Genomic DNA, 15,827 nt, shown 5'->3' on the forward strand with positions numbered 1-15,827 from the left:
AGCGTATGTTCAATAAATTATTCAAAAAGAAAACCTCTGTTTACCAACCCGTCTCTGGGACAGTCATTTCCTTACAGGAGGTCGACGATGAAGTCTTCTCCAGTGAAATGATGGGGATAGGCTTTGCTGTCAGACCAGATAGCAGTGAAATCGTTTCTCCGATTGCGGGAACGATCGATAGTATTTTTCCGACGAAACATGCCTTCACGATGAAGGGGCCGCAGGGAATCGAGCTGCTAGTCCATATTGGAACAGATACCGTCGAACTAAACGGTGAAGGCTTTGAACTGTTGGTCAAAGCAGGCGATCAAGTGGCTGCGCAACAGTCCATTATGAACGTTGATTTCAAAGCAATAAAAGAGGCAGGAAAGGGGACCGAGGTTATGGTGGTTTTTCCTAATCTTGAAAAAAACCGAAACGAACAATTCGACGTATCCAATCAGAGAACATTGGTAGCCGAATTGTAAAAGAAAATAGGAGAAAAACCGATCGAGGGCTTATTACAAGCACTCGGTCGGTTTTTTGGTCAATCCATCGTAAAAGATTATTTATTCAGGCAAGTTTTTGCCTTTTTTAATGACGTTTGAAAGGATCATACAAGATACGATACAGCCAACCGCCATCACGATCGCGTAAATGAACATCATGTTAAAGCCAGTTTTCCCCTGATTGTTGTCCAACCAGCCGCCGATCATAGTGTACATGAAAATATCCGGCGTATACCCAAGACAAGATACGATTCCGGAAACACGCCCGGTTTTTGACATCGGAATTCCTGCGTCATCGATAATTGCAAAATATTGGCTGCGCAACAGGTAAATAAAGAACATACCGGCAACGAAATTTCCCAAAATGATCGGCAATAATGAAGCGTTAGGCGGCAACACCAGGAACAAACCATAAGAAGCAGCAGTCAGAGCTGCACCACCAATGATCACCTTCAAACGAGAACCGATTTTATCTGCTAAAAAGCCGCCGATGATTCCGCCGAACGCTTGGATAATATAACGTGTTCCTCCTAAAGTAGAACCACCAGCTACCGATAATCCATACACATTGATCGCCAATGTGTTGATGTAGCCGAAGATACCGTACAAGCTGTACCCAAAGAATACAATTGCGACCAGCAACCAAACGCGGGGTAAAGCCAGTTGCTTGAAGGTGCCGAGAATCACGTCTTTCAATGGTTCGACATTGTCTTCACGGGCCGTATCTTCAATGATAAACCAATTTAAAATTCCAATAATAATAACAACAATAGCACACGTCCGAATCGCCCAAGCTGTGCCGAGAATATCGTTGGCAAAACGTCCATACACGGCAGTCATCCCAAATACCAGCAGAGCATTTAAAATTCCCCGCAGACCTTCCTGCAGCCCGAATAGACGGCCTTGTTCAGAAGAGTCTCCCAGCATCCGCGTAGCTTTGATCATCGCAGACCAATAGGTGATGATTGTCGATACTCCCATTAAAATGAAGATCAAACGAGCGGTATTAAAAGACGGGAATGTAGAAAACCAGATCCCTAAAGCACCAGTGGCTAAAAAGGAGATTGTCAACAGCTTGCGGGCAGAAAACTTGTCCGCCACCATTCCGCCTACAAAATAGGAAAAGGTCGCCATCGTGGCATAGCCAGAAGACAGCATCCCCATTTGGGCGTTGCTCAAGTTCATGGCTTTCTGGATTGGTACGTAAAAGGTTTCCCGGATATAAGGCAATTGGAAAATAATTCCTGCTCCGGCGGCTAAGAGAAGTAGCGTCCCATATTTTTTCACAAAATCTTTATTCATCAATGTTTCCCCTCCAACATGTATTTTTTGTCGAAAAAAATTACGACAAATCGGTCCGTAATTCGGCACCAATAGTTTGCCGCTACACTTCTCTAGTCTCTAGTAACACGTTTAGTGTAAAGGCTTTCCATTTTTATGTCAACGGTTTTATTATAATAAAATATTCAGCAAATTATAATCTTATTTTAATTTAATGGGGTTGAAAAAGATTGTGAATGGCTATATTCTGAGGATGATACAGAAAATTTTACCCAAAATATTTTTATTAAAGGAAAATGAGATATGATAAAATTTGAGCAGGTAGACAAGAAATACGGTGATAATTTTGCGTTGAAACAGATAGATCTTGAGATCAATCAGGGTGAATTTGTCTGTGTGATCGGCACCAGCGGAAGCGGAAAAACAACACTGATGCGCATGATCAATCGGATGAATGAGCCGACGCAGGGAAAGGTTTTGATCGATGGAGAAGACGTGCAGACCTATGATGAAGTGGAATTAAGACGCAAGATCGGCTATGTGATCCAGAACATCGGGTTGTTTCCGCACATGACCATTCGCGAAAATATTTTGATTGTGCCAAAACTACTAAAGTGGACGGAGGCGCAAAAGGCTGGTATTGCAGAGGAATTGATTCAAAAAATTGAATTGCCTTTAGACTATTTAAACCTGCGACCGAAAAATCTTTCTGGCGGTCAGCAGCAGCGAATTGGCGTGATTCGAGCATTGGCAGCGGACCAGGCGATTCTTTTAATGGATGAACCTTTTGGTGCATTGGACCCGATTACCCGAGAATCGTTGCAGGAGCTGATCAAAAAATTACAAGCTGATATGAACAAAACCATCGTGTTTGTGACTCATGATATGGATGAAGCGTTGAAGCTGTCAGATCGAATCGTAATCATGGACAAGGGAGAAATCATCCAATGCGATACACCAGAACATATTGTCCAGCACCCTGTCAACGAATTTGTAGAAACCTTAATAGGTAAAAATACCAAGTGGAAAAGTTTCCATGATGCATCTCTTGCTGTTCGCGATATTATGCAAACGGATACATCCGATATTGGACCGGAACAGACGTTGATCGAGGCATTGGAACAAATGGACGCAAAGCAAGTTGATCACTTATGGGTTGTTGACCAGCACCACCTTCTTTTAGGGATGCTTCAGCGGTCAGCTATTTCACAAACTACTTTAGCAACTGGGACTGTTCAGCAGCAGATGCAGCCGATAATTGACAACATTACTGTAGAAGAGACAGTTAACGAACTGGTCTATCGCTTTTTGCAAACACAGCAAAACATACTGCCAGTGATTGATGCGCAAAATCAATTGGTCGGACAGGTCACGAGAGAATCAATAGCCGAGATGATCTACGAGCAGATGGGATAGGTGAAACAGATGATGGACTTTTTAACGAACTACGGTGGTCAACTATTGCTAAAGACGTGGGAACATCTTTATATTTCCGCCTTGTCTGTGGCACTAGGAATTATAGTTGCAATTCCGTTGGGAGCACTTTTATCAAGAGGAAGGAAAGTATCAGATGTTGTGATGCGGATTGTTGGATTTTTGCAAACCGTTCCGTCATTGGCGCTGCTGTCGCTGATGATTCCTGTTTTTGGAATCGGCAAGGCACCTGCGATCGCTGCATTGTTTCTTTATTCACTACTGCCGATTTTAAGAAACACATATGCTGGATTGACCAATGTGGATGTACTTTACGCGGACGTCGCGAAGGGTATGGGCATGTCTTCAATTCAAAGCTTGATTCAAGTGGAACTGCCTCTGGCTTTGAGCGTGATCATGGCTGGGATTCGAATTTCGTGTGTTTATGTGATCTCGTGGACGACCTTGGCTGCCTACATCGGTGGCGGCGGACTGGGGGATTTCATTTTCCAAGGATTGACACTTTATCGGACGGACCTTCTATTAATGGGAACGATTCCGGTAACATTGCTGGCTCTGATCATTGATTTTTTGCTCAAGAAACTGGAGCAAGCAATGGACAAACGTGTGAGAGGGTGAAGATATGATAAAAAAAATCGCACTCAGTGCTGGACTGATTTTGTTGTCGCTCTTTCTGGCTATCCGCGGCTTTTCCAATCAAACCGAGGAAACGATCACGGTTTCCGGCGGAGTGACTTCAGAAAGTCAAATCATCGGCAATATGATCGTGGAGCTGTTAAAAGCGGAGACGGATCATGATGTGAAATTCCTCAACAATCTTGTGTCGGCTCAGGTCAATCAAGTTGCAATGGAACGCAAGGAGTTAAGCATCGCTTCAGTCCGCTATACTGGAACTGATTTAGTCACCACGTTAGGCTTGCCGATCATCAAGGAGCCTGAAAAGGCCCTGTCCACAGTCCAAAAGGAATTTCAAGAACGCTATCAACAAACTTGGTTTCCAAGCTACGGCTTTGCCAATCAGTTTACATTTATGGTGACCAGAGAAACGGCTGAAAAATACCAGCTGGAAAAAGTCAGCGACCTGCAAACGTACGCCGGTGATTTTACACTTGGAACGGATCAAGGCTGGTACGAACGTGAAAATGATGGCTACCAAGCTTTTTCCAAAATGTACGGGATGGACTTCAAACGTGTTTTCCCTATGCAGATCGGGCTATTGTATGATGCGGTTTATGCCGGAGAGTTCGATGTGATCTTAGGCTATTCGACAGATGGCCGAATCAGTGCCTACGATCTCGTCATGCTGGAGGATGACCGAGTGTTCTTTCCACCGTATACCTGCAGCATGGTGGTAGATAATGATGTGCTGAAAAGATACCCGGACATTCAAGCGATCCTTAGCAGATTGAATGGTAAGATCGACACAGAAACCATGCAGCGTATGAATTACCAGTCTGATGGTGAACGGATCGAGCCGAAGATCGTGGCGCAGCAATTTTTAGAAAAACACAATTATTTTCGGGAGGACAAGTAGATGACGGAATTTTTTGTACAATTTGGGCAATACATCACACAAAATGCCTCCTATCTGCTGGAGCAGATTCAAACACATTTGTCGACCTCTTTGATTAGTGTGTTGCTGTGTATTTTGATTGGTTTTCCCATCGGGACTTTATTAGATTTATATCCTAAAGCTGTGGATTATGTGATCGGCGTGGTCAATATCATCCAAACCGTGCCTTCGATGGCGATGCTGATCATCGTGCTGATTCTGTTTGGACTAGGAACCAAAACAGTGATTTTGACGGTGATCATGTATTCGATTCTGCCGATCATCAAAAATACTTATGTCGGCTTAAGCACGGTCGAGCCGATTTATATCGACAGTGCCAAAGGGCTTGGGATGGACAAATGGCAGATTCTTTTCATGGTCAAAATTCCGTTAGCGCTTCCGGTTATTTTAGCTGGAGTCAAGAACGCACTGGTGCTGGCTGTTGGGACGACTACGATCGGTTCCTTTGTCGGGGCAGGCGGATTAGGCGATGTGATCCTCAGAGGCATCAATACTGTTGGCGGAACTTCGATTCTGGTGACAGGGGCTTTATTATGTACATTGATCGTCTGGCTGTTTGAGCTGCTGATCGACTTGGCCAGCAGACTGGCTCAAGCCAATGACTAAAAAAGAGGAACATTGACCAAATGTGCGGTCAGTGTTCCTCTTGCTTTTTGCTTAGTTCTCGGACGACTTCCTCGATGAACATTAGGAGGATCGTTCGGGTTTTTTCATGGGATTGCAGGTCGCTTTCTTGTTTGGATTTGGTCAAATAAATGATTTCACTGGATTCGATCGACAGCTCAGTGTTGAGTTCTTCGATGATCAGCAGTGATTTGGCCTGTTTGCGTTTGGCTTCTTCAAATAGAGCATCGAAGCTGGCAAATTTACCCGCCACTGAGAAGACCAGCAGTAGCGAATTGTCCGTTAGCAGATTGGGAATCAGATTCGGCTGCGGTGCTCGAATCACATTTTTGTCCAACGTGAAATTCAGCTTGTATTCGAAATATTCCATGCAAATATTGGTCGGTCCATAGCCGAACAGAATGATTTTCTCATACTGTCGAATGAGATCGGCGAGGTATTCCACAGAAGAATAATCGAAATTTTCCATGAACTCCTGCACCCGGGCAAATTCTGTCGTCAGTTTTCTTCGTTTAACCAGCTCTTTCCCCGTTAGGAAGCGAAAATACTCCTTATAGCCCAAAAAACCGAGCTTTTTGACAAATTTGGAAATTTTTGACGTAGAGACACCGGTCAGTGCAGCGGCCTCAGTGATCGTCATATTGGAGCGGGTCTTGCTTTCTTCGCTTAACGTTTTGTGGATCTGGATCTCTAGGTCATTTAAGCGTTCTAGCTGTATTCTCATAGCATCCACCTCATCATTGATTGCTTGTTAAGAGTACCATATCGACTGTGAAAAAAGCAAGAATATTGGAAAGTTTTCCATATATTATCGTTTAATTGAAATTAATTGGAAAATTTAATCAAATTTTAATGACGCGGACGGAAATTTTCTCTATACTAAAGCTCGTAAGAAAAAACGCTTTCTTAAAAAAATAGGAATGGAGCAGATGGAATGAATTCTGACACGTTAGTAAAAGAAGCGATCGTAAACGACATCAAACAGATCGTTTCTGAGCAACAGGTCGTTGTCGATCACGACACATTGTACGATGCCGCATCAGACCGTTACAGAAAATACGCAAAGGCAAAAGGGGTTTTAGATAATCCGCTTCCGACAGCCGTTGTTTATCCAGAGACTGTCAATGAGGTTAAAGCATTGCTGATGTATGCCAATGAAAATGATATCAACGTGATCCCACGAAGCGGGAAAACAGCGACTGAAGGCGGCTTGGAAAATTGGAAAGATTTGGCTCTAGTGATTGATGGATCACGTATGAACAAGATTCTTAATATCGATCCTTACAACATGCAGGCAACGGTTCAAGCCGGTGTTCCTTTACAGGCTTTAGAGGATGAATTGAGAAAAATCGGCTATACGACAGGGCATTCCCCTCAGTCCAAACCGGTAGCTCAATATGGTGGGCTGGTTTCTACACGTTCGATCGGTCAGTTCTCGACCTTGTATGGCGGAATCGAAGACATGGTGGTCGGGCTTGAGTGCGTTTTTCCCAATGGTCATGTTTCTCGCATTAAAAATGTTTCTCGCCGCGCAGGTGGACCAGACATCCGTCATATCGTGATCGGAAATGAAGGCACGCTATGCTACATCACTGAAGTGACCGTGAAGATTTTCAAGTACTATCCCGAAAACAACAAATTCTTTGGCTACTTAGTCAACGATGTGGAAACCGGGATCAAAGTACTGCGCGAAGTCATGGCCAACGGGTATCGTCCATCGGTGGCACGGACTTATTCACCAGAGGATGCACGTCAGCATTTCTATCATTTTTACGAAGATAAATGTGTCTTGATCTTCATGGCAGAAGGACCTAAAGGCATCGTTGAAGCAACGGGCGCTGGGATCGAAGAAGCGGTAGAAAAATTCAAAGACGGCGTGTACAAACAAGTCGACAGCCAGCTGATTGCTAATTGGTTCAACCAATTGAACTGGACGCAGCAAACGATCGATGATGAAGTTCAAGGCATGATCGATAATGATAAACACGATGGCTATACGACAGAGATCTCTGCTGATTGGGAAACTATCCCTAAGATCTACAACAACGTGATCGACCGCATCCGAAATGAGTTCCCGCGGGCGAACGATCTGACCATGCTGGGAGGACACTCTTCTCACAGCTACATCAACGGGACCAACATGTACTTTGTCTATAACTACACGATCAACTGCGAGCCGGAGGATGAAATGCGCATCTACCATCATCCGATCCAAGCGATTATCGTAGAAGAAACTTTGAAGCTAGACGGCTCCATGTGCCACCACCACGGAATCGGCAAATACCGAAACGAGTGGACGAAGCAAGAACATGAATCAGCTTATTATATGCTGGAAACGTTGAAAAAGGCCTTCGATCCAAAGGGGATCATGAGCTATGGCAACATCTATCCAGTTCAAGAAGGCTACAAGTACCAAAAATAGCAGTATCCTTCATAAGAGTGTGGGGAAAGATACTCCTGTGAATTTGGCAAATAGTTAGGAAGGGTTGGCAATGCGGATCATTTGTTTAATCAAATATGTTCCTGATACGGAGCAATTTGAATATGACTACGAAACAGACAAAATCAATCGAGAAAAATCACGCATGATTTTAAATCCCGATGACCGAAATGCGGTTGCTTGGGCACTAAATCAGAAGAAGCAAGAGACATCGATTTACGTTGAAGTGGTGTCGATGGGACCAGCTTCGACAGCGGAAGAACTGAAAAACCTGGTTCGCTTAGGGGCGGATCATGCTACGTTGATCAGCGATCGTCAATTTGCTGGCAGTGATTCGTTGGCAACCAGTGTGATTCTCTCCGAATATTTGCGATCAAAAGACTTTGACATCCTGTTAACCGGTACTCACACGTTGGATGGTGGGACCGGGCACGTGGGTCCTCAAGTTGCTGAATGTTTGGAAATCGATCAGTTTTCCAACATTCGAAGCATCGAAGCGATGACGAAAGACCATTCAATCGTGGAAGCCGTCCATGAAGAGAAAACACTGCGCGTGAAGCTTCAAAACCCCTGTGTACTAGGCCTGACCAGTCAGATGAATCTGCGTTTAGGTTTCGTTAGATATGAAAATATTGATAAAAACGTCGATACACATTTCACTCTAGTAACAAACGAAACCTTAAACCTGTCAGAAGAGGAAGTCGGCCGCAAAGGGTCACCCACCAAGGTTCGCAAAACCCGCGTAGCCAAACGGGAGAAGCAAGAAAGCAAAGTGGTTCAAGTGGACGAACAAGGCATCGAGGAAGTTGTTCGCTTCTTGCAGGAAAAGGGGTATATCGCATGTTCAAGACATTGATTTTAATTGATTCTGAGTTTATGGATTATTCATTGGATCTGATCGAAGCAGCCGACCGCTTAGCGGGAGAAGAGGAATCTGTGGTGTATGGTCTGGGGATCAACCTGCCTGACAAAGCGTTGAAGGGACTGGATTATCTGATTTGTGTCGATGATCCAGCCCTTCAAGTTAAGGACAGCCGGGTAGTGACCGACATCATTGAGCGTGTTTACCGGAATTATCAATTTGACAGTCTGATCCTTCTAGCCACTGATTTCGGCCGGATGGTGGCTCCACGAGCAGCAATGCGGCTAAAAGCGGGTTTAGTCGCAGATATCACCGGTATCGAGGTGGATCGTAAGGGCAGACAACTGATTCGACCAGCATTTTCTGGCAATATTCTGGCGAACATTATATGCGACTCAGAACCGATCATGGCCAGCGTTCATCCGAAGGTCTTTCATGCACAAACACTGACCAAGGAACCAGAAATGATTCCGTTCACACTTGAGAATTTGAAAGCGTCAACAATTGAAATTCTAGATAGTTCAGAAAATAAAACAGCTATAGATATTCGTGAGGCTGATGTTTTAATCTCGGCAGGTGCGGGGTATTCAGCAGAAATGGCAAGTCTGCAGGAACTGGCTGATAAAATGGATGGCTCCCTGGCTGCTTCCAAAGCTGTCGTCGAACAGCAGCGGGCACCTCGGGAGATTCAAGTCGGACAATCGGGGAAAACGGTCAGTCCGGACTTATATCTGGCATTAGGGATTTACGGATCGATTCAGCATGTGGAGGGTTTGAAAAATGTCAAAGACCTGATCTCTGTCAATACCGATCAAAAAGCGCCGTTAAACTACTTAGCCAATTTAGTGGTGGTAGGAGATGCGGCTGAATTCGTCCATAAGCTGACGGCACGGTTAAATCAATAGCAGTCAAAGGGGAACGATTGTACCAAAAAATGGGTTTAAGGATAACATCGAAGCGAAAGTTGGCTTCGAAATAAATAAAAAGAAGGTAAAGCAATGGAAATCAACGAATTTAATATGGACATGTTCCACATCAAAGGCAAAAATGCCATCGTCACTGGCGGAAATACAGGGTTGGGACAAGCCTTTTCTTTGGCTTTGGCTGAAGCAGGCGCAAACATCTTTATGCCATCGATCATGCCTGACGATCCCGACTTTAATGCAGTCTTACAAGCACGTGGGGCGAAAACCGCATACATGGAAGCAGACATTACCAAAGACGGTGTTTGCCAAGAAGTTATCGAAAAATGTGTTGCTGAATTTGGTTCAGTCGATATTTTGGTCAACTGCGCCGGTATCTGTCCTTGCGACGATGTTGTCAGCTACGGCCGCGACAAATGGGACCCAACGATCAACATCAACTTGACTGCAGCCTTTGATATGAGCCATGAAGCAGCCAAAGTAATGATCCCGCAAAAGAGTGGAAAAATCATTAATATCTGTTCAATGTTCTCCTTCTTAGGCGGCCAATGGGCACCTGCTTATGCAGCATCTAAGCATGGATTGGCTGGTTTGACGAAAGCGTACTGTGACGAATTGGCCCAGTACAACATCCAAGTCAACGGAATCGCACCGGGTTACTTTAAGACGCATGCGGCCAAAGCTTCGATCGAAGACCCGGAACGCAGCAAATGGATCGTGGACCATACTCCTGAAGGACGTTGGGGCGATGTAGCCGATTTGATGGGAGCGACCGCTTTTCTTGCTTCGGAAGCATCACACTTTGTCAATGGACATATCCTGGCAGTCGACGGCGGCTTCCTCGTACGTTAATCTTGACGAACACGAAGAAAGGGAGAAGACAGTCTCAGTCTTCTCTACAGCAACACGTAATGACTACCATGAGAAATGAGGAGACGTATGGAGAAGAAATATATTGTCGGGATCGACGGCGGCAGTCAAAGTGCGAAAATCGTGATTTTTGATCTAGAAGGCAACATTGTTGGCGAGGGGAAAGAAAGTTTGCGGCCGATGCACTTGGGGGAAGACGTGGTCGTTGAGCATCCGGGAGATGATCTGTGGGATGCGCTTTGTGCGGCATCGAACAAGGCGATGGATGCGTTTGGGATACGCAAAGAAAACATCGTCGGCATTGGATTAGGTTTTATTCGCTGCTGCCGTGTACTGTTGAAAAAAGACGGGACCTTAGCCCAGCCAGTGATCAGCTGGATGGACAAACGAACAGCCACACCTTATGTACATGAAAACCCAGATGTCCAATATGTGACGTCGACCAGCGGTTATATTACACATCGATTGACTGGCGAATTCAAGGACAACATTGGGAACCACTTTGGGCAATGGCCGGTGGATTATCAAACTTGGGAATGGTCGACAGACGCGGAAGTATTAAGGCAATACAATCTTCCAAAAGAGATGCTGTTCGAAGCAGTCAAACCGGGAGATCAATTAGGAAGCATCACAAAGGAAGCCAGTGAAAAAACCGGTTTGCCGGAAGGCCTGCCCGTCTTTGCAACCACCAGTGATAAAGCTGTTGAAGCGCTGGGAGCGGGGCTGATTCAAGACACCAGTGCCGTTATTTCTTTAGGAACCTATATTTGCAGTATGATGATGGGCAAAGAGATGCCGCCAAGCGATGCAGTCAGCTATTGGGGGATTATGTCCTCCATGCCGCATCGGTACATTTATGAAGGCTATGGGATTCGCCGCGGCATGTGGACGGTCTCTTGGTTTAAAGAACTGTTAGGCGAAAAAATTAGTATCCGTTCCAACTACCAAGGCATCAGCGAAGAAGAATACTTGAACGAGCAGGCAGCCAATATTCCGGCAGGAAGTGACGGCTTGATGACCAAGCTGGACTGGCTAGCTAATCCATGGGAACCGTTTAAACGAGGGGTAATGATCGGCTTCAATGCTCATCACGATTACCGGTACATGTATCGATCGATATTGGAAGGTATCGCCTATACGATGAAGAACAATGTGACCAACATGACAGATGAATTAGGCAAATCAATCAACGAGGTCATCGTTACTGGCGGCGGATCAAACAGCGATTTGCTAATGCAAATCTTCGCCGATGTCTTCAACCTGCCGATCAAGCGCAATGTCGTCAACGGCAGTGCCAGTGTCGGAGCCGCGATCAACGCAGCTGTTGGGTTAGGCATCTATTCAACTTATGAAGAAGCTGCTGAAAAAATGGTCAAGGTCAAAGATGTCTTCACTCCGGTCCCAGAAAACGTGCAAATCTACAAACAATTGAATGAAGGTGTTTATCAAGGCTTGACGGAGTATACCGACGAAGTTCTGAAAAAAACGCACAAAATTTTACATCCAGAAAACTAAGCAATCCCCCTAGCATTCGTTTTGCTAGGGGGTGTTGATTTACCATTTTTCAAGTTGTGTCGCCATCTCCCAAAAAGCATACTCCATTTTACTGCTGATTACGAAAGCCTCCAGCATTTGCTTCTGTTCACCCTCGGCGCTCTCTTCATATAAACGATCCAGCAACGCCCGTTCTTTGCAGATCGCTTGCGCCGATTCCTCACCAGAATAAGTCTCGATCCAGCGCTGATACAAAGGGCTCGGAGATCCACTCTCGATTAGCCGTGTGCCAATCTCCTGATACAACCAGGCACACGGCAGCATACCCGCAAAAGCAGTGTTCGGCGTGCCATCAATCAATTGTCGGTACATGTGCGAAACATAGTGATAGGCCGTGGGAGCGATTGGGGTGTTGACGATCTCTTCTTCTGTGATCTTCAACTCGTTAAAAAAATCAGTCCGAATCGCGACCTCTCCCAGCATCAAATTCTGTGCATTCTCCAACAACTGTTTCTTGACTGCCGGATCATTCGTCTGATCCGCGATCAAGCCGTAAAGCTTGCTGAAATGCTCTAAATAATACCGATCCTGCAAGAGGTAATAGCGAAATACCTCTGCAGACAAGTTACCTTCAGCCAATGAACGCACAAAGGGATGTTCAAAACTTCCATCCCAGTACGCTGCAGCCTCTTTGCGTGCCATCTCTGTAAACATCTTTTTTCCTCCTTCTGAATGGGTTTTCCATCAAAAAACCCCTCTTCTCCTCGAAATGAGACAAAAGGGACGCTCAGCTAATAAAAAAAAACGACCACAAAAAAAGCAGCCGGGGAAATAACAACTATCCTTTCATCATGGTCACACTTTCCCTGCGTCAGTCCTAACTGTTTCAGGTTCAATGGGTATTATCTCAGCTTATCAAGCACCCCTCGTGTCTATTCAATTGTTAAAAGTATAGCATACCTTTTTATCAAATAATACATGCGAAAAAAGAATCAATATTTACAAAAGTGGGCTGGTTTTATGCACGAAGGATAAACGGTGTTTGAAATTCTCAAAATCTCAGGTTACTTCCCACAATTTCATGCTATGATGGAAAAAAGGGGTGGAGATATGCCGATCAAAGCAATTATTTTAGATATGGATGGGACCTTATTAAGTGATCAACAGCAGATCAGTCCTCGTACCAAGGAAAGCTTGATTCGTGCTCAACAAAAAGGAGTCAAAGTCGTTTTGGCGTCAGGACGTCCAACATCAGGAATGATGGCCTATGCCAAAGAACTAGAGATGGAAAAGCATCATGGCTTGCTGGTCTCCTACAATGGGGCTAGAATCATAGACTGTGAAAATCAAAAGGAGCTGTACAATCAGTCTCTAACAATCGAAGAGGGCAAAGCAGTTTTAGAGCACCTGAAGCAGTTTGATGTCAAAATCATGATCGATAAAGAGGAATACATGTATGTCAACGATGTATTTGACTGCTGGGTGACTTATCGCGGAGAACCATTGAATATCATCGAATATGAATCACGAGCGGGCAATTATTTGCTCTGCGAAAAAAAAGATCTTGCCGATTTTCTTGACTTTCCAGTCAGTAAAATTTTGACGGCAGGTGATCCTGAGTATTTAAGGGAGATGCATCAAGAAATGATGGCACCCTTCAAAGACGATCTCCACTGTGTCTTCACCGCTGATTTTTATTTTGAATTTACAGCGAAAGGCATCAATAAGGCGAAAGCGCTGGAAACGGTGTTGGTGCCGTTAGGAATCGAACGTGCAAACATGCTGGCATTCGGTGATGGGCATAATGACATTACTATGGTGGAATATGCAGGGATTGGTGTAGCGATGGACAATGCGGTTGGGGAATTGAAGCAGACAGCAGACCGTGTGACCGACTCCAACAATCAGGACGGCATCGCTCTCGTAGTAGAGGAACTGGTGCTTCAGGCATCGACGCTGGATGCAAAATAGAAAGATAAGACAGGAAATCAGTTTGGTTTCTTGTCTTTTTTACTCTTTCATATTAGCAAGAAAATTTATGCATGGCGTTTGTCACGATCAAATGGTGATAAGAAATCAATGTTAAAAGCATTGGGTATTACTTGATAACTATTGGGAATCTCCTTCATATAATTACTGTTCTAGTACACAACATATGGGAAATTACCCTTTCTGTGCTTTAAGATCGCTTCAAAAAATCAATCGTTGAACGACTGCGCGAAGTGGAAAATTAATAGAAGAAAAAGACATGAACTTCATCGTATAAGTTCATGTCCTTTTCAAAAGTGTCAGCGAGATGTTGGTGGAGCCACCCTCAAGGCAATCAACAATTGAGCATCATGCAAAATTTCTTCGCTGGTCACTTCTATAGGCGGCGATTTGCCAAAAGCGCCAGTACTGGTTTGCTTGAACAACGCTTGAGTATACCTGCTGCAAGGAGAGATCATCGATTCGGCTTCTTTCATATTTACGGCAATTAAGGTGTTAAGATTACGAACCAGGCTTTGATCTAGGAGATGACAAGACAATACCGTAGGGACAAAAGATAGTCCGACTGTATGATCTGGACAAACACATTATTGAATAGGTGAAAATCTCGGTGTGATGATGAAACGTCTGCAGACGACCGGATTAGCGGAACAGACATTTTTAAGCCCGAAAATGGTTCAGCAACTATTGAAATAAAAGATGACTGTACCTGGCTAACCGATTGCTGTGTACAATTTTTATATAGGCTCATCGGAATAGCAAAGGGATTACCCGCTTTAAATAGCACCCTATATGTGACCCAGATTTTTTGATAAGCTTAGCTCTGATACGTTAACGATCAGGAGGAATAGAAAATGAAACGTTGGATGATAGGAGCAGGTCTGCTCTTCATTTTTTTAGGAACTGCCGGGTGCAGCAATAACAAGACGACCGATAGTCAGACCAGAACACTCGAAACAAAGAACCAAACCACAGAGAAAAAAGAAAGCTCAGAAAAAAGTTCAAGCACGATACAATCCTCTCAAACGACCGCTGAAAGCAGCTCGGATCAGCCAACTGCTGTCTGGGATACGAACAAAGCAACAGCTCTTCAACAGTTTATGGAGAATTGGGGTGAGAGCATGGGACAATCCTATCAAGCGTATCAACCAGGAAACAGTGTTGATTTTTATGGATTGAAGCTGCCTGATGGTATTTTAGGTCCTAACAAAAATCAGCCGATGGCGGTGAATGATACCATCGTCTCTGCTGAATGGTCTCAAAATGGGACATCCTCTGCGGACTACTCGATCGTTGCGAGTTATTCTGATGCGGAGTCTGCACCTTATGCAGGAAAGCACGTGTATTTTTTTGCGATTTATCAACAGCAGCCAGTTGTGCTGATGTCAATGCAAAACCAAGAGATGCCAGATGGCGCGTTTCATTTTAAAGCGACAGACAACCAAGATTTAGCAGCTGGTTTTCAACAACTATTTGAAGGACAAATTCCTGAGCTTTCGGCCAAGCCCCAAACGAAATGGACCTCGATGGAGGAAGCGATCCAATTTTATGAAGCAACTTATCGGAACACCGCAAATGAAATCAGTCAGCATATCCTGTGGGAAAACTACGATCGAAAATGCTGGAATCTAGTAGAACATAACGGCAATCGTATCGTGCTGCATTGGAGCAATATCAGCGGAGCCGGAGGAAGCTATAACGAATTCGTTAAAAATGACACAACAACGGACCTGATTTTTTATGATGGCAATACATCTTATCCAGATCGTCCAAGTCGCAAATACACCGTTCAAAACAGCGACCATAAGGTGATTGCAGAAGAAGAACTTTGGAACAAATAAGAAGAGGT

16 protein-coding genes and 1 riboswitch are annotated in these 15,827 nt (G+C 44.5%); of the genes, 12 read left to right on the forward strand and 4 right to left on the reverse strand.

From position 1 onward, the window contains the following. Positions 1–5 precede the first annotated feature (5 nt). On the forward strand, positions 6–467 hold the full coding sequence (locus NRIC_RS13730; RefSeq protein WP_146623272.1) for a PTS sugar transporter subunit IIA: 462 nt from the start codon (positions 6–8) through the stop codon (positions 465–467). A gap of 81 nt (positions 468–548) precedes the next feature. Here NRIC_RS13730 and NRIC_RS13735 read toward each other — a convergent pair whose 3' ends face one another. Further along, positions 549–1,790 (reverse strand): MFS transporter, encoded by a 1,242-nt coding sequence (locus tag NRIC_RS13735; protein ID WP_146623273.1) that lies wholly within the window; start codon positions 1,788–1,790, stop codon positions 549–551. A 282-nt stretch (positions 1,791–2,072) separates the two neighbouring features. Here NRIC_RS13735 and NRIC_RS13740 point away from each other — a divergent pair, with 282 nt between their 5' ends. Genes NRIC_RS13740 through NRIC_RS13755 form a run of 4 tightly spaced genes read left to right on the forward strand, consistent with a single transcriptional unit; the run spans position 2,073 to position 5,382 of the window. After that, entirely contained in the window at positions 2,073–3,185 is a 1,113-nt protein-coding gene (locus tag NRIC_RS13740) for an ABC transporter ATP-binding protein (protein ID WP_146623274.1), read from the forward strand. Between the two features lie 9 nt (positions 3,186–3,194). Further along, positions 3,195–3,821 carry an ABC transporter permease gene (locus NRIC_RS13745; RefSeq protein WP_146623327.1) on the forward strand — a complete coding sequence of 209 codons (627 nt, stop codon included), beginning with the start codon at positions 3,195–3,197 and terminating at the stop codon, positions 3,819–3,821. A 4-nt stretch (positions 3,822–3,825) separates the two neighbouring features. After that, positions 3,826–4,737: an osmoprotectant ABC transporter substrate-binding protein gene (locus NRIC_RS13750; RefSeq protein ID WP_146623275.1), complete on the forward strand. Its 912-nt coding sequence runs from the start codon at positions 3,826–3,828 to the stop codon at positions 4,735–4,737. Further along, a complete protein-coding gene (locus NRIC_RS13755; RefSeq protein WP_146623276.1) occupies positions 4,738–5,382 on the forward strand; it encodes an ABC transporter permease in 645 nt (214 codons plus the stop codon). It begins immediately after the preceding gene. Between the two features lie 28 nt (positions 5,383–5,410). On the opposite strand, the gene NRIC_RS13760 is transcribed toward NRIC_RS13755, so the two are convergent. After that, the gene (locus NRIC_RS13760) at positions 5,411–6,124 is read right to left on the reverse strand and encodes a MurR/RpiR family transcriptional regulator (protein WP_146623277.1); all 714 of its coding nucleotides are present in this window, start codon (positions 6,122–6,124) and stop codon (positions 5,411–5,413) included. Positions 6,125–6,334: 210 nt separating this feature from the next. Between NRIC_RS13760 and NRIC_RS13765 the strand changes: the two genes are divergently transcribed. From NRIC_RS13765 to NRIC_RS13785, 5 genes are all read left to right on the forward strand, one after another. Beyond that, the gene (locus NRIC_RS13765) at positions 6,335–7,822 is read left to right on the forward strand and encodes an FAD-binding oxidoreductase (protein ID WP_146623278.1); all 1,488 of its coding nucleotides are present in this window, start codon (positions 6,335–6,337) and stop codon (positions 7,820–7,822) included. Positions 7,823–7,892: 70 nt separating this feature from the next. Then, positions 7,893–8,696 carry an electron transfer flavoprotein subunit beta/FixA family protein gene (locus NRIC_RS13770; protein ID WP_146623279.1) on the forward strand — a complete coding sequence of 268 codons (804 nt, stop codon included), beginning with the start codon at positions 7,893–7,895 and terminating at the stop codon, positions 8,694–8,696. After that, positions 8,681–9,607, forward strand: coding sequence for an electron transfer flavoprotein subunit alpha/FixB family protein (locus NRIC_RS13775; protein WP_146623280.1), 927 nt, complete (start codon positions 8,681–8,683; stop codon positions 9,605–9,607). The genes NRIC_RS13770 and NRIC_RS13775 overlap by 16 nt, the downstream gene beginning before the upstream one ends. A 93-nt stretch (positions 9,608–9,700) precedes the next feature. Further along, positions 9,701–10,477: an SDR family oxidoreductase gene (locus tag NRIC_RS13780; RefSeq protein ID WP_146623281.1), complete on the forward strand. Its 777-nt coding sequence runs from the start codon at positions 9,701–9,703 to the stop codon at positions 10,475–10,477. A gap of 87 nt (positions 10,478–10,564) precedes the next feature. Then, a complete protein-coding gene (locus NRIC_RS13785; protein WP_146623282.1) occupies positions 10,565–12,010 on the forward strand; it encodes an FGGY-family carbohydrate kinase in 1,446 nt (481 codons plus the stop codon). Between the two features lie 39 nt (positions 12,011–12,049). Here the strand turns inward: NRIC_RS13785 and tenA are convergent, their stop codons facing one another. Further along, positions 12,050–12,703 (reverse strand): thiaminase II, encoded by a 654-nt coding sequence (gene tenA, locus NRIC_RS13790; protein WP_146623283.1) that lies wholly within the window; start codon positions 12,701–12,703, stop codon positions 12,050–12,052. Between the two features lie 131 nt (positions 12,704–12,834). Next, positions 12,835–12,926, reverse strand: a riboswitch (TPP riboswitch). A 173-nt stretch (positions 12,927–13,099) separates the two neighbouring features. On the opposite strand from tenA, the gene NRIC_RS13795 reads away from it, so the two are divergent. Continuing rightward, complete coding sequence (locus NRIC_RS13795; protein ID WP_146623284.1) at positions 13,100–13,960, forward strand: Cof-type HAD-IIB family hydrolase; 861 nt, start codon at positions 13,100–13,102, stop codon at positions 13,958–13,960. A gap of 317 nt (positions 13,961–14,277) precedes the next feature. On the opposite strand, the gene NRIC_RS13800 is transcribed toward NRIC_RS13795, so the two are convergent. Next, positions 14,278–14,517: a DUF3788 family protein gene (locus tag NRIC_RS13800; protein ID WP_227873810.1), complete on the reverse strand. Its 240-nt coding sequence runs from the start codon at positions 14,515–14,517 to the stop codon at positions 14,278–14,280. Positions 14,518–14,832: 315 nt separating this feature from the next. Between NRIC_RS13800 and NRIC_RS13805 the strand changes: the two genes are divergently transcribed. Further along, the gene (locus NRIC_RS13805; protein ID WP_146623286.1) at positions 14,833–15,819 is read left to right on the forward strand and encodes a DUF4767 domain-containing protein; all 987 of its coding nucleotides are present in this window, start codon (positions 14,833–14,835) and stop codon (positions 15,817–15,819) included. Positions 15,820–15,827: the final 8 nt, after the last annotated feature.

The organism is Enterococcus florum, from assembly GCF_004309355.1.
Taxonomy (GTDB): Bacteria; Bacillota; Bacilli; order Lactobacillales; family Enterococcaceae; genus Enterococcus_A; species Enterococcus_A florum.

What these genes read in the sequence shown, in the direction of transcription:
- NRIC_RS13730 (WP_146623272.1), top strand. Translation starts at nt 6, where the DNA reads ATGTTCAATAAATTATTCAAAAAGAAAACCTCTGTTTACCAACCCGTC.
- NRIC_RS13735 (WP_146623273.1), bottom strand. Translation starts at nt 1,790, where the DNA reads ATGAATAAAGATTTTGTGAAAAAATATGGGACGCTACTTCTCTTAGCC.
- NRIC_RS13740 (WP_146623274.1), top strand. Translation starts at nt 2,073, where the DNA reads ATGATAAAATTTGAGCAGGTAGACAAGAAATACGGTGATAATTTTGCG.
- NRIC_RS13745 (WP_146623327.1), top strand. Translation starts at nt 3,195, where the DNA reads ATGATGGACTTTTTAACGAACTACGGTGGTCAACTATTGCTAAAGACG.
- NRIC_RS13750 (WP_146623275.1), top strand. Translation starts at nt 3,826, where the DNA reads ATGATAAAAAAAATCGCACTCAGTGCTGGACTGATTTTGTTGTCGCTC.
- NRIC_RS13755 (WP_146623276.1), top strand. Translation starts at nt 4,738, where the DNA reads ATGACGGAATTTTTTGTACAATTTGGGCAATACATCACACAAAATGCC.
- NRIC_RS13760 (WP_146623277.1), bottom strand. Translation starts at nt 6,124, where the DNA reads ATGAGAATACAGCTAGAACGCTTAAATGACCTAGAGATCCAGATCCAC.
- NRIC_RS13765 (WP_146623278.1), top strand. Translation starts at nt 6,335, where the DNA reads ATGAATTCTGACACGTTAGTAAAAGAAGCGATCGTAAACGACATCAAA.
- NRIC_RS13770 (WP_146623279.1), top strand. Translation starts at nt 7,893, where the DNA reads ATGCGGATCATTTGTTTAATCAAATATGTTCCTGATACGGAGCAATTT.
- NRIC_RS13775 (WP_146623280.1), top strand. Translation starts at nt 8,681, where the DNA reads ATGTTCAAGACATTGATTTTAATTGATTCTGAGTTTATGGATTATTCA.
- NRIC_RS13780 (WP_146623281.1), top strand. Translation starts at nt 9,701, where the DNA reads ATGGAAATCAACGAATTTAATATGGACATGTTCCACATCAAAGGCAAA.
- NRIC_RS13785 (WP_146623282.1), top strand. Translation starts at nt 10,565, where the DNA reads ATGGAGAAGAAATATATTGTCGGGATCGACGGCGGCAGTCAAAGTGCG.
- tenA (WP_146623283.1), bottom strand. Translation starts at nt 12,703, where the DNA reads ATGTTTACAGAGATGGCACGCAAAGAGGCTGCAGCGTACTGGGATGGA.
- NRIC_RS13795 (WP_146623284.1), top strand. Translation starts at nt 13,100, where the DNA reads ATGCCGATCAAAGCAATTATTTTAGATATGGATGGGACCTTATTAAGT.
- NRIC_RS13805 (WP_146623286.1), top strand. Translation starts at nt 14,833, where the DNA reads ATGAAACGTTGGATGATAGGAGCAGGTCTGCTCTTCATTTTTTTAGGA.